The sequence below is a fragment of the Streptomyces sp. NPDC058796 genome, from assembly GCF_042745235.1.
Taxonomy (GTDB): Bacteria; Actinomycetota; Actinomycetes; order Streptomycetales; family Streptomycetaceae; genus Streptomyces.
On record NZ_JBHYOP010000006.1, the window covers coordinates 437,565 to 451,279 of the forward strand.

Annotated in this window: 5 protein-coding genes, 1 tRNA gene and 1 rRNA gene; 1 reads left to right on the forward strand and 6 read right to left on the reverse strand. The window is 70.4% G+C overall.

Translation table 11 applies throughout. The annotated features are described in order from the left end of the window. Window positions 1-28: 28 nt before the first annotated feature. From ACFW47_RS18305 to ACFW47_RS18315, 3 genes are all read right to left on the reverse strand, one after another. Window positions 29-2,761, reverse strand: a complete 2,733-nt coding sequence (locus ACFW47_RS18305) for a DNA translocase FtsK (RefSeq protein WP_386306324.1) — start codon at window positions 2,759-2,761, stop codon at window positions 29-31. 156 nt (window positions 2,762-2,917) lie between these two features. Continuing rightward, window positions 2,918-3,592, reverse strand: a complete 675-nt coding sequence (locus ACFW47_RS18310) for a two-component system response regulator (protein ID WP_386306326.1) — start codon at window positions 3,590-3,592, stop codon at window positions 2,918-2,920. A gap of 431 nt (window positions 3,593-4,023) precedes the next feature. Then, on the reverse strand, window positions 4,024-9,495 hold the full coding sequence (locus ACFW47_RS18315; protein WP_386306327.1) for a HAMP domain-containing protein: 5,472 nt from the start codon (window positions 9,493-9,495) through the stop codon (window positions 4,024-4,026). 392 nt (window positions 9,496-9,887) lie between these two features. Between ACFW47_RS18315 and ACFW47_RS18320 the strand changes: the two genes are divergently transcribed. Next, complete coding sequence (locus ACFW47_RS18320; RefSeq protein ID WP_386306328.1) at window positions 9,888-12,641, forward strand: SpoIIE family protein phosphatase; 2,754 nt, start codon at window positions 9,888-9,890, stop codon at window positions 12,639-12,641. A gap of 55 nt (window positions 12,642-12,696) precedes the next feature. Here the strand turns inward: ACFW47_RS18320 and ACFW47_RS18325 are convergent. From ACFW47_RS18325 to rrf, 3 genes are all read right to left on the reverse strand, one after another. Beyond that, window positions 12,697-12,772: transfer RNA gene (locus tag ACFW47_RS18325), tRNA-Thr, on the reverse strand. A 78-nt stretch (window positions 12,773-12,850) separates the two neighbouring features. Further along, on the reverse strand, window positions 12,851-13,513 hold the full coding sequence (locus ACFW47_RS18330; RefSeq protein ID WP_386277205.1) for a DegT/DnrJ/EryC1/StrS family aminotransferase: 663 nt from the start codon (window positions 13,511-13,513) through the stop codon (window positions 12,851-12,853). Between the two features lie 114 nt (window positions 13,514-13,627). Next, a 5S ribosomal RNA gene (rrf, locus tag ACFW47_RS18335) occupies window positions 13,628-13,715 on the reverse strand; the annotation flags it as partial.

Genomic DNA, 13,715 nt, shown 5'->3' on the forward strand with positions numbered 1-13,715 from the left:
GTGCGGGGAATCCCTCGCCTACCGTTCCCTACCCCTCAGACTCCCCCCGGATCACGGCGAGCACGCCGTCCAGCTCGTCAGGCTTCACAAGAACGTCACGAGCCTTTGAGCCTTCGCTCGGTCCGACGATGCTGCGCGACTCCATCAGGTCCATCAGCCGCCCGGCCTTGGCGAAGCCGACGCGCAGCTTGCGCTGGAGCATGGAGGTCGACCCGAACTGCGTGGAGACGACCAGCTCGGCCGCCTGGCACAGCAGGTCGAGGTCGTCGCCGATGTCCTCGTCGATCTCCTTCTTCTGCTTGGTCCCGACGGTGACGTCGTCCCGGAAGACGGGCGCCATCTGGTCCTTGCAATGCCGGACGACCGCCTGGACCTCCTCCTCGGTGACGAAGGCGCCCTGCATGCGGGTCGGCTTGTTCGCGCCCATCGGCAGGAAGAGGCCGTCGCCCTTGCCGATCAGCTTCTCGGCACCGGGCTGGTCCAGGATGACCCGCGAGTCGGCGAGCGAGGAGGTGGCGAAGGCGAGCCGCGAGGGCACGTTCGCCTTGATCAGGCCGGTGACGACGTCGACGGACGGCCGCTGGGTGGCGAGCACCAGGTGGATGCCGGCCGCGCGCGCGAGCTGCGTGATGCGCACGATGGCGTCCTCGACGTCACGGGGCGCCACCATCATCAGGTCGGCCAGCTCGTCCACGATCACCAGCAGGTACGGGTACGGCTGGAGCTCGCGCTCACTGCCCTCGGGCGGCTTGACCTTGCCCTCGCGCACGGCGCGGTTGAAGTCGTCGATGTGCCGGTAGCCGTAGGCCGCCAAGTCGTCGTACCGGAGGTCCATCTCCCGTACGACCCACTGGAGCGCCTCGGCGGCCCGCTTCGGGTTGGTGATGATCGGCGTGATCAGGTGCGGGATGCCCTCGTACGCGGTCAGCTCGACGCGCTTGGGGTCGACCAGGATCATCCGGACGTCCTCCGGGGTCGCCCGCATCATGATCGAAGTGATCAAACAGTTGATGCAGGACGACTTGCCGGAACCGGTGGCGCCCGCGACCAGCATGTGCGGCATCTTCGCCAGCGAGTGCATGACGTAGCCGCCCTCGACGTCCTTGCCGAAGGCGACCAGCATCGGGTCGTCGTCCTCGGCGGACTCGGCCAGCCTCAGCACGTCGCCGAGGTTGACCATCTCCCGGTCGGTGTTGGGGATCTCGATGCCGACCGCGGACTTGCCGGGGATCGGGCTGATGATCCGCACGTCGGGGCTGGCGACGGCGTAGGCGATGTTCTTGGCCAGCGCGGTGATCCGCTCGACCTTCACGGCGGGCCCGAGCTCCACCTCGTAGCGCGTGACCGTCGGGCCGCGGGTGAAGCCGGTGACGGCGGCGTCGACCTTGAACTCGGTGAAGACGGTGGTCAGGGAGGCGACTATGGCGTCGTTGGCGGCGCTGCGCGCCTTGCCGGGGCCGCCGCGCGTGAGGAGGTCGAGGGCCGGCAGCGAGTAGGTGATGTCGCCGGAGAGCTGGAGCTGCTCGGCGCGCGGCGGAAGCTCCCGCTCCTGCGGGACCGGCGTCTTGGTGAGGTCCGGGACGCCTGACTTCTCCTCGGGACCGTCCTTCTTGAGCTTCCCCGGCTGCGGACGCGCCGCCGGGACCGGCGTCGGGGCCGGCGCCGACGAGTCCCGCTCGCCCGTGCTCACGCCCTGGGTGAGGTCGGCGACCAGCGGGGAGGGCGGCATTCCGTGCAGTACGGCGCCGTCGAGGGCGGCGGCTGCGGCGGCGGCGACGTCCACGGCGTCCATCGGGCGGTTCATGTCGGGCTGCGGCACGGCGGACCGCCGGGGCCTGGTGCGGCGCCGGGCGAGCGCTTCCTGCTCCGCCCCGTCGGTGTCGTACGGCTCGGCGGCCGGCCCCCCGCGCTTGCGCGACCGCGCGGGCAGCGCCTCGCGCCACTGTTCCTCGTACCGCTCGTCGTCCTCGCCGAACTCGTCGGCCGCCGGGTCACGGACGAGGCCGAGCCGTACGCCGAGCTGCCGCAGCCGCTGCGGGACGGCGTTGACCGGGGTGGCCGTGACGACCAGCAGCCCGAAGACGGTGAGCAGCACGAGCAGCGGTACGGCCAGGACGTCGGTCATGGTGTACGACAGCGGGGTCGCCGCGCCCCAGCCGATGAGGCCGCCGGCGTCCCTTATGGCGTGCATGCCCTCCCCGCGGACCGGTGAGCCGCAGGCGATGTGGACTTGGCCGAGGACCCCGACGACGAGCGCGGAGAGGCCGATCACGATCCGGCCGTTGGCCTCCGGCTTCTCCGGGTGCCGGATCAGGCGTACGGCGATGGCGCCGAGCAGGATCGGGACCAGCAGGTCGAGCCGGCCGAACGCGCCGGTGACGAGGATCTCGACGAGGTCGCCGACGGGACCCTTGAGGTCGGCCCAGGTGCCCGCGGCGACGATCAGCGCGACGCCGAGCAGCAGCAGGGCGACACCGTCCTTGCGGTGCGCCGGGTCGAGGTTCTTCGCGCCCTGGCCCATGCCGCGGAAGACGGCGCCGACGGCGTGGGCGATGCCCAGCCACAGGGCGCGCACGACCCGGTAGACGCCTCCTGTGGGGCTGGGCGCCGGCTTGGGCGCGGGCTTCTTCGCCGCGGCCTTCTTGGCGGGTGCCTTCTTTGCCGCGGCCTTCTTGGCAGGGGCCTTCTTCGCCGGGCCCTTCGCGGGAGCGGCCGCCTTCTTCGCGGGCTGCTTCTTGGCTGCGGAGGGACGTGAGGCCATAGGTGTGAGGTTACCGGGGGAGACGGCGGTCGACACGTGTGCCCACCGCTTCACCCGTTCGTGTCGCCTCCGGGCAGAAGCGGAACTGACGTCTCCGGAACTGCCCCTGACGTGCCCTCACGGCACGCGACGCGGGTACGGCGCCGCCCACGACGCTCAGTTGACCGCGGCCTGCCCTCCGGACGAGCCCGGCTCCAGGGCGTCCAGCGCCCGCCGCAGCCCGGTGAGCTTGCGCTCCAGATGGGCCGCCGTCGCCACCGCCGCCGCGTCCGTCGAGTCGTCGCCCAGCTGCTTGGAGAGCGCCTCGGCCTGCTCCTCGACGGCCGCCAGCCGCGCCGACAGCTCGGCGAGCAGCCCCGCCGGCTCCTTGGCCTCGCCGGCCACCGCCTTGCCGCCGCCCTCCAACTGGAGCCGCAGCAGCGCCGCCTGCTCGCGCAGCTGGCAGTTCTTCATGTAGAGCTCGACGAAGACGGAGACCTTCGCGCGCAGCACCCACGGGTCGAACGGCTTGGAGATGTAGTCCACCGCGCCCGCCGCGTACCCGCGGAAGGTGTGGTGCGGACCGTGGTTGATCGCGGTGAGGAAGATGATCGGGATGTCCCGGGTCCGTTCCCGCCGCTTGATGTGGGCGGCGGTCTCGAAACCGTCCATGCCCGGCATCTGGACGTCCAGCAGAATGACCGCGAAGTCGTCCGTGAGCAGTGCTTTGAGCGCTTCCTCCCCGGACGATGCCCGCACCAGCGTCTGATCGAGCGCCGAGAGGATCGCCTCCAGCGCCAGCAGATTCTCCGGCCGGTCATCGACCAGGAGGATCTTGGCCTTCTGCACCATGGCCCGCCCTCCTCGCCCCGGCGTGGGGCCTCCCCTGTCCGCAGGACTTGGAGCAGCACCGGCGGGTGCCGCCCCAGGGGACGACTCCCTTGCGCCGCCCGTCCTTGTGCCGGTCATCGTAGCCGCACCCCGCCTGTCGCCACACCCTGTCACCGCGATGTCACTGTGCACGTAGCAGAAACGCGGCGGGGGACCAGAAGGTTCCCCGAATCCCGCGCTTCTACACGGCTCCGGGCACACTGAGTCAGCGACCCGGCGTGAACTCCGGAGCTTCCCGCCACGTGCGTACACCCACGTTCGCACACCGTCCGGGGGTGCGGTGCGGACGGCCCCCGTTCACACCCCGGGCACCGTGCCCGACGGGGCCTCGGGCACAGTGCCCGAAAGCACCCGCCCCGTGCCCGCGAGTACCCGGCCCCGGCCTGCGGCCCTCACTCCTCCCGCATCCACTGCTGCATCACCGTCAGCAGGTGATCGGGGTCGACCGGCTTGGTCACGTAGTCGGAGGCGCCCGACTCGATGGCCTTCTCCCGGTCGCCCTTCATCGCCTTCGCGGTCAGCGCGATGATCGGCAGACCGGCGAACTGGGGCATCCGGCGGATCGCCGTGGTCGTCGCGTACCCGTCCATCTCGGGCATCATGATGTCCATCAGGACGACCGCCACGTCCTCGTGCTGCTCCAGCACCTCGATGCCCTCGCGCCCGTTCTCGGCGTACAGCACGGACAGGCCGTGCTGTTCCAGGACGCTGGTGAGCGCGAACACGTTGCGGATGTCGTCGTCTACGATCAGCACCTTCTGCCCGCCGAACCGGATGCCGCGGCTCGCATGCGGCGCCGGGTCCTGCCCGGCGGACGGCTGCTGCTCCGGCCGCCTGGCCTCCGCGGCCTCCGATCCGGCCCGGCGCCGGCGCCGGAAGAGGGAGGCGGCACCGTTCTGGACGTCCTGGTACGCCTTCGCCTCGGCGGGCAGGTCGGCCTGCGCCCCCGGCAGCGCGACATCGGCGCCCGGCGTGGCGAGCGCCCCGCCGGGCTCCAGTGCCGGCAGGGGCTGCTGGTAGCCGTGCGCGGGCAGCTCACTCGGGTGCAGCGGCAGGTACAGCGTGAACGTCGACCCGCGGCCCGGCTCGCTCTGCGCGTGGATCTCGCCGCCCAGCAGCTGCGCGATCTCCCGTGAGATGGACAGCCCGAGGCCCGTACCGCCGTACTTGCGGCTGGTGGTGCCGTCGGCCTGCTTGAACGCCTCGAAGATCACCCGCATCTTGCTGGCCGCGATGCCGATGCCGGTGTCGCTCACCGAGAACGCGATCAGTTCCGCGTCCGGGTCGGTCATCGAACCGGCCTCCAGCAACTGCTCCCGGATGGCCTGCGGGACGTCGTCCCGGGCCGGCCGGATGACCAGCTCGACCGCTCCCGAGTCGGTGAACTTCACCGCGTTGGACAGCAGGTTGCGCAGCACCTGGAGGAGCCGCTGCTCGTCGGTGTGCAGCGTGGCGGGCAGCTCCGGCGACACCCGCACCGACAGGTCCAGGCCCTTCTCCGCGGTCAGCGGCCGGAAGGTGGCCTCCACGTAGTCGACGAGCTGGACGAGCGCGATGCGCGTCGGCGAGACGTCCATCTTGCCCGCCTCGACCTTCGACAGGTCGAGGATGTCGTTGATGAGCTGGAGCAGGTCGGAGCCGGCGCCGTGGATCGTCTCGGCGAACTCGACCTGCTTCGGGGAGAGGTTGGCGTCCGCGTTGTCGGCGAGCAGCTTGGCCAGGATCAGCAGCGAGTTGAGCGGCGTACGCAGCTCGTGCGACATGTTGGCCAGGAACTCGCTCTTGTAGCGCATGGAGACCGCGAGTTGCTCCGCGCGCTCCTCCAGGACCTGCCGCGCCTCCTCGATCTCGGTGTTCTTCACCTCGATGTCGCGGTTCTGCTGCGCCAGCAGCTCGGCCTTCTCCTCCAACTCGGCGTTGGACGACTGCAGCGCCTTCTGCCGCTGCTCCAACTCCTCGGACCGCTCGCGCAGTTGCTCGGTCAGCTCCTGCGACTGCTTCAGCAGCACCTCGGTCTTGGTGTTGACGGAGATGGTGTTGACGCTGGTCGCGATCATCTCGGCGATCTGGTTGAGGAAGTCCTTCTGGATCTGTGTGAACGGGGTGAAGGACGCCAGCTCGATGACTCCGAGCACCTGGCCTTCGAACAGCACCGGCAGGACGATCACCTGGGCGGGCGGGGCCTCCCCGAGCCCGGAGGAGATCTTCAGGTAGCCGCTCGGCGCGTTCTCCACGAGGATCGTGCGCTTCTCCTGCGCCGCCGTTCCGACCAGCGCCTCCCCCGGCCGGAACGAGGTCGGCATGGAACCCATCGAGTAGCCGTACGAGCCGAGCATGCGCAGTTCGTACTGGTCGCCGTCGGCGCCGGCCTGTTCCTGGCCGTCGACGTGCGGCATGGCGAGGAAGAACGCGCCGTGCTGCGCGGAGACCACCGGGGTGAGCTCGCTCATGATCAGCGAGGCCACGTCCTGGAGGTCCCGGCGGCCCTGCATCAGCGCGGAGATCCGGGCGAGGTTGCCCTTGAGCCAGTCCTGCTCCTTGTTGGCGATCGTGGTGTCGCGCAGGTTGGCGATCATCTTGTTGATGTAGTCCTGCAGCTCGGAGATCTCACCCGAGGCGTCCACGTCGATCTTCAGGTTCAGGTCGCCGCGGGTCACCGCGGTCGCCACGCGCGCGATGGCGCGCACCTGCCGGGTCAGGTTCCCGGCCATCTCGTTCACGGACTCCGTCAGGTCCCGCCAGGTGCCGTCGACGTCCCGCACGCGTGCCTGACCGCCGAGCTGCCCCTCGGTGCCCACCTCGCGGGCGACGCGGGTGACCTCCTCGGCGAAGGAGGACAGCTGGTCGACCATCGTGTTGATGGTCGTCTTCAGCTCCAGGATCTCGCCGCGCGCGTCGATGTCGATCTTCTTGGTGAGGTCGCCCTTGGCGATCGCGGTGGTGACCATGGCGATGTTGCGCACCTGACCGGTCAGGTTGGACGCCATCTGGTTCACCGACTCGGTGAGGTCCTTCCAGGTGCCCGCGACGCCCGGGACGTGCGCCTGGCCGCCCAGGATGCCGTCCGTGCCCACCTCGCGGGCCACCTTCGTGACCTGGTCGGCGAACGAACTCAGCGTCTTGACCATGGTGTTGAAGGTGTCGGCGAGCTGAGCGACCTCACCGCGCGCCTCGATCGTCACCGTCCGCGTCAGGTCGCCGTTGGCGACGGCGGCGGCCACCTGGGAGATGTTCCGCACCTGCACGGTGAGGTTCTTCGCCATCAGGTTGACGTTGTCGCTGAGGTCCTTCCAGATGCCCACCACGCCGGGCACGTGCGCCTGACCGCCCAGGATGCCCTCGGTGCCCACCTCACGCGCCACGCGCGTGACCTGCTCCGCGAAGGACGACAGCTGGTCGACCATCGTGTTGACGGTCGTGACGAGCTCCAGGATCTCGCCCTTGGCGTCGACGGTGATCTTCTTCGACAGGTCGCCCTTGGCGACGGCCGTCGTCACCTCGGCGATGTTGCGGACCTGCATGGTCAGGTTGTTGGCCATGCCGTTCACGGACTGCGTGAGGTCCTTCCAGGTACCGGAGACGCCCTGCACCTCCGCCTGGCCGCCGAGGATGCCCTCGGTGCCCACCTCACGCGCGACGCGCGTGACCTCCTGGGCGAACGACGACAGCTGGTCCACCATCGTGTTCAGCGTGTTCTTCAGCTCCAGGATCTCCCCGCGCGCGTCCACGGTGATCTTCTGGGACAGGTCACCGCGCGCCACCGCCGTCGCGACCTGTGCGATGTTGCGCACCTGCGCGGTCAGATTTCCGGCCATGCCGTTCACCGAGTCGGTGAGGTCCCGCCACACACCGGCCACGCCCGGCACCTGCGCCTGACCACCGAGACGGCCCTCCGTGCCCACCTCGCGCGCGACGCGCGTGACCTGCTCGGCGAAGGACGACAGCTGGTCCACCATCGTGTTGATGGTGTTCTTCAGCTCCAGGATCTCGCCGCGCGCGTCGACGTCGATCTTCTGGGACAGGTCACCGCGCGCCACCGCCGTCGTCACCTGGGCGATGTTCCTCACCTGACCCGTCAGGTTGGACGCCATCGAGTTGACGGAGTCCGTCAGCTCCTTCCAGGTGCCCGACACCCCGTCGACCCGCGCCTGACCGCCGAGGCGGCCCTCCGTGCCCACGTCCCGGGCCATCCGCGTCACCTGGTCGGCGAAGCTGGACAGCTGGTCCACCATCGTGTTCACGGTGTTCTTCAGCTGGAGCATCTCGCCGGATACGTCCACGGTGACCTTCTGCGACAGGTCGCCGTTGGCCACCGCCGTCGTCACCTGGGCGATGTTCCTCACCTGTCCCGTGAGGTTCCGGAACGCCGTGTTGACGGAGTCCGTCAGGTCCTTCCAGGTCCCCGCCGCCCCGGGCACCTGCGCCTGGCCGCCCAGCTCACCCTCGACACCGACCTCGCGGGCCACCCGCGTGACCTCGGCACCGAAGGCGGACAGCTGGTCGACCATCGTGTTGACGGTGTTCTTCAGCTCCAGCATCTCGCCGGCCACGTCCACGGTGACCTTCTGCGACAGGTCACCGCTGGCCACCGCCGTCGTCACCGCGGCGATGTCGCGCACCTGAGTGGTCAGGTTCCGGAAGACCGTGTTGACGGAGTCCGTCAGGTCCTTCCAGATCCCCGCCGCACCCGGCACGTTCGCCTGGCCGCCGAGCTGCCCCTCGCCACCGGTCTCGTTGGCCACCCGCGTGACCTCGTCCGCGAAGATCCGCAGCGTCTCGGTCATCTGGTTGATCGTCTCGGCGAGCTGCGCGACCTCACCGCGGGCCGGCACCGTCACCTTCTTCGACAGGTCACCGTTGGCGACCGCCGTCGTCACGTGGGAGATCTCCCGCACCTGGGCCGTCAGGTTCCCGGCCATGGTGTTGACGGAGTCGGTCAGCTCCTTCCACACCCCGGCCACGCCCGGCACCTGGGCCTGCCCGCCCAGGGCGCCCTCGGTGCCCACCTCCCGGGCGACGCGCGTCACCTCGGAGGAGAACGCGGAAAGCTGGTCCACCATCGTGTTGACGGTGTTCTTCAGCTCCAGCATCTCGCCGGCCACGTGCACCGTGACCTTCCGGGACAGGTCACCCTTGGCAACCGCCGTCGTCACCAGGGCGATGTCACGCACCTGAGCGGTGAGCCGGTACGCCATCGTGTTGACGGAGTCCGTCAGGTCCTTCCACGAACCCGACATACCGCGCACCCGGGCCTGTCCGCCGAGCTTGCCCTCGGTGCCGACCTCACTGGCGACCCGCGTGACCTCGTCCGTGAACGTCGACAACTGGTCGACCAGGTTGTTCACCGTCCGGCCGACCTTCAGGAACTCCCCGCGCAGCGGCTGCCCGGCGCCCTCCGCCGACTGGGTCCGCAGCTCCATGCGCGGCGACAGATCACCGTCCGCGACCGCCGACAGCACCCGGCTGACCTCGGAGACCGGCCGTACGAGATCGTCGACCAGCGCGTTCGAGTTGTCGATGGCGGCCGCCCAGGAGCCCTCACAGGCCCCCGTCTCCAGCCGCTCGGTGAGCTTTCCCTCACGTCCGACCACCCGCCGCACCCGGGCCAGCTCGCCCGTGAGGTGCAGATTGCGGTCGGCGACCTCGTTGAAGACCGCCGCGATCTCCGACATCACGCCGTCGCCGGACACCGTGAGCCGCTTGCGGAAGTTGCCCTCCCGCATCGCTACCAGCGCCGCCAGCAGCCGGTTCAGCGCGGCCGTGTCCACCGTCGTACTGCCACCCCGCGTTTTGCCCTGGTTACTCAGGGACTGTCCGCCTTTCGCGCGCGCCTTTGTGCCCCGCGTCGCTGCGCCAGACTCCACTGTGTCCCTCCCGCAGGGGTCGACCGTTACTGCTGTGCCCGGCCGCCACCTCTCGGCGGACCGGTTACTGCCGCGTACTGCCTGTGCTGCCGCGCGGTCCGCACGGGTTCGCCGGACCGCTCCCGGGGCTGCTGCCCGCCGCACTGGGTGCGCATTCAACCTGCCCGGACCTTCACTGGAAGCTTGCCCAGTGTTTCACCCCTGCCGAACCAGGCCATAACAGTTCGGCAGCTTCGCACATCGTCCGCACACCCTCTGGGCGGAAACACTGCAGACCGGCATCCGCATGGACGGCGAAGGTAAGTAACCTTGCATACGGCTGTCCAGCCACGCCGGTCCGTCCGGCCTGGGCGGTGGCACGGAGACGAGCGGGCATCGGAGGGGCGGCCGGAATGACCACCGGACTGATCCCGGGGGAGCAGCCCCCGGATCCCGGGCCGACGGGTGGACTGCCGCAGCAGCGGCGCGAGCCGGTCGGCCATGAGGCCGTGCACGGGGAGAGAGGGTCGAGGAGTTCTGTGATCACCGCGCGCGCGGCCGCCAGCTTCGAGCCCGTCGGACGATCGGTGGCGAGCGCCCGGTCCTTCGTCCGGGACACTCTGCAGGGCTGGGGCCATGCCGACATCGTCGACGACGCCGTGGTGCTCACCAGCGAGCTGGTGACCAACGCCGTGGTGCACGCCGGGACCACCGCCGACGTCGTCTGCCTGCGCAGCGACGACGGCGTACGGATCGAGGTCGCCGACCACTACCCCGAGCGCGAGGTCCCGCTCCAGGGCTCCCCCGCCACCATGGGCAGCCTCGACCGCGAGGGTGGCCGCGGACTCCAGCTGTGCGCTGCCCTGGCCGACCGCTGGGGCGTCGAGTACACGCCCACGCTGAAGAACGTCTGGTTCCACCTCCACCTGCCCGAGCGCCCGGTCGGCACCCGCGCCGCGGGCCCCTCGCTCCCCGCCGACCTGCTCCCGCTCGCCGACGGCCGCGTCCGCGTCGCCGTCGTCCAGATCGACCGCACCGGTGCCGTCACCTCCTGGAACGAGGACGCCGGGGAACTCTTCGGCTACACCGCCGAGCAGGTCGTGGGCAAGCCGCTGACCGACCTCGCCGCCTGGCCGCACACCCCGGGCACCAGCACCGGCATCGCCGAGGCGCTCCAGCTCTCCCGCTGGGAGGGCAGCTACGGCATAAGGGGCGCCAACGGCCGCGTCACCCCGGTCTACGCCTCCCACCTCCGCGTCCGCGACGCCGGCGGCGAGCCCTCCACGGTCTGCCTCCTCGTCCGCGACCACGAACGCGCCGTCCTGCAGACCCCGTTGCGCGTCCCGGCCTCCGACACCGGAGCCTCCTCCGAGGGCCAGAGCACCGACCCCTTCGAGGTGTTCATCGGCTCCCCCGCCCCGGACGACCTCGACGGCCTGCTCCAGCGCACCGTCGAGCGCGCCCGCGACATGCTCGACGCCGACGCCGCCTTCCTGCTCCTGGCGACAGACGACGAGACGGAGCTGGAGGTCCGCGCCTCCACCGGCCTGCCCTCCGCCCGCCAGCGCTTCGCCCGCGTCCCCGTCGAGGCCGGCCCGGGCCGATACGGCTCCGCCCGCATGCCCGCCGTCCACGACGACCTGGCCGCTGTCCCCGGCGCCGTCCCGCTGCTCAACGGCACCGGCATGCGCTCCGTCGTCACCGTCCCGCTCAAGGTCGAGGGCCGCCTCACCGGCTCCCTCGGCGTCGCCGCGGAGGCCGCCGGCCGGTACTCCAACGAGGAGGCGCTGCGCCTTCAGTTCGCCGCCGACCGCATCGCCCTGGCCGTCGAGTCCGCCCGCCTGGGCGAGCTGGAGCGCCTGCGCCGCGGCTCGCTCAGCTTCCTCGTCGAGGCCTCCGACCTCCTCGCCGGCACCCTGGACCGCGACCAGACCCTGGCCCTGATGGCCCAGATGACGGTCCCGACCCTGGCCACCTGGTGCGCCGTCTACACCATCGCCGACCAGGCCTCGGAGCCGTACCTCTCCTACGTGCTGCACGAGGACGAGGAACTCATCGACGGCATCAAGTCCCTCCTCTCGAAGATCGCCCCGCCCGACCCGGTTCCCACCCCCGGCGCCCGCGTCTGGTCGGCCCCCGGCCAACTGGCCCACCAGGCAGCCCTGCGCACCTCCATGCGCGACCTGGGCCTGAACAGCGGTACGACGCCCCAGCTGAGCACCGGCATCGGCCCCACGCTCGCCACGTCGGCCGCGGTCGGCGGCGAGACCGTGGTCCTCCCCCTGGTCGCCCGCAACCGCGTCATCGGCATGCTGACGCTCGGCAAGCCGACCGACGAACACTTCCGCCAGGAGATCCTGGAACTGGCCGAGGACCTCTCCCGCCGGGCCGCCCTGGCCCTGGACAACGCCCGCCTGTACTCGGAGCGCACGGCCATCAGCCAGTCCCTCCAGCGCAGCCTGCTGCCTCCGGAGCTCCCCGTCATCGACGGCGTCGAGGTCGAGGTCATCTACCGCGCGGCCGGCGAGGGCAACGAGGTCGGCGGCGACTTCTACGACCTCTTCCCCATCAGCGACGACGCGTACGGCTTCGCCATCGGCGACGTCTGCGGTACTGGGCCCAACGCGGCAGCCGTCACCGGCCTGGCGCGGCACGCCCTGCGCCTGCTCGCCCGCGAGGGCCTCAGCGGCCCCGCGGTCCTGGAGCGCCTCAACTCCGCCATCCTCGACGAGGGCGCCCGCAGCCGCTTCCTCACCCTCCTGTACGGCGAGATGCGCCCCCAGGAGGACGGCAGCGCCGAGCTGAAGGTGGTCTGCGCCGGCCACCCGCTCCCTCTCCGCCTGCGCCAGAACGGCACGGTGGAGCCCGCCGCCGAACCCCAGCCGCTCCTCGGCGTCATCGAGGACCTCGAGCTCTACGAGCAGACCGTCACCCTCGACCCGGGAGACGTCCTGCTCTGCGTCACGGACGGTGTCACGGAACGCCGGGAGGGCACGCGCATGCTGGGCGACGACGGCCTCGCCGACGTCCTCACCACTTGCACCGGGCTCACGGCGGGTGCGGTGGCGGCCCGCATCATGCGCGCGGTCGAGCGCTTCGCCTCGGACGCGCCGTCCGACGACATGGCGATCCTGGCGATGCGCGTCCCGGAGCCGCACGCGGACTGACCGGCCGCATCGGGCATGCGAAAGGCCCCGCCCGATTGGGCGGGGCCTTTCGTGGTGGAGCCCCCAAACGGAATCGAACCGTTGACCTTCTCCTTACCATGGAGACGCTCTACCGACTGAGCTATAGGGGCCTGTCGCTTTTTCGAGGTTTCCCTCGCGGCAACGGAATAGATCATACCCCGAACAGACCGGTGCTCCCAACCACGCCTTCAGAAGGCCGGCTGCAGAAGCCCGCCCAGGGCATTGCAGGCGGACACGATCCGCTGCATGTCCCTCTTGGTCAGCGCGGCGTCGACCGGCAGGCCGAGCGTCTCGTCGGCCGCCCGCTCCGTCTCGGGCAGCGACACGCACCGGCGGAAGCCCGGCATCCGGTGCACAGGCGTCTTCACCGGCACCCAGCACCCGACCCCGCGCCCCCGCACGGCCCGGGCGAAGGCGTCCCGGTCCGGACGCCCATTGCCCGGCACTCGCACGACGTACTGCTGGTAGGTGTGCCCGTCTCCCCAGTCCGGGGTGCGCACGCCCTTCAACTTCCCGTCCAGGTAGGCCGCCCGCTGCCGCCGCTGCGCTATCTCGTCGTACGGCGCCTCGGACTCGCCGTGCTCCAGCACGAGCAGCCCGTGCCGCCTGCCGACCGCGTGCAGCGGCCCCAGGTCCGCCGGCCTCCCGAAGCGGTGCACCACGATGACGGCGACAGTGCGGGACGTCAGCGCCGCCTCCACCGCCGAGGCGTCCAGGCAGTACGAGCCAGGATCTATGTCGGCGAACACCGGCAGAGCGCCGGCCAGAGTCACGGCCTCGGCGACTTCCACGTTCCCGAAGGCAGGTACGACGACCTCGTCGCCGACTCCTATGCCGGCGGCCCTGAGCATTGCTGCGGTACCCATACGACAGATGCTCGTAGCGCAACGTGAACTTCAAGTGACGGAAAACGAAAAAGGGTTGGACCCGGAACCGAAGTTCGGGGTCCAACCCTTTGAATAATTGTTCGGCGGCGTCCTACTCTCCCACAGGGTCCCCCCTGCAGTACCATCGGCGCTGTAAGGCTTAGCTTCCGGGTTCGGAATGTAACCG

Bases quoted from the DNA above. Each gene is read 5' to 3' on its own strand.
- ACFW47_RS18305 (WP_386306324.1), bottom strand. From the start codon at position 2,761: ATGGCCTCACGTCCCTCCGCAGCCAAGAAGCAGCCCGCGAAGAAGGCG.
- ACFW47_RS18310 (WP_386306326.1), bottom strand. From the start codon at position 3,592: ATGGTGCAGAAGGCCAAGATCCTCCTGGTCGATGACCGGCCGGAGAAT.
- ACFW47_RS18320 (WP_386306328.1), top strand. From the start codon at position 9,888: ATGACCACCGGACTGATCCCGGGGGAGCAGCCCCCGGATCCCGGGCCG.
- ACFW47_RS18330 (WP_386277205.1), bottom strand. From the start codon at position 13,513: ATGCTCAGGGCCGCCGGCATAGGAGTCGGCGACGAGGTCGTCGTACCT.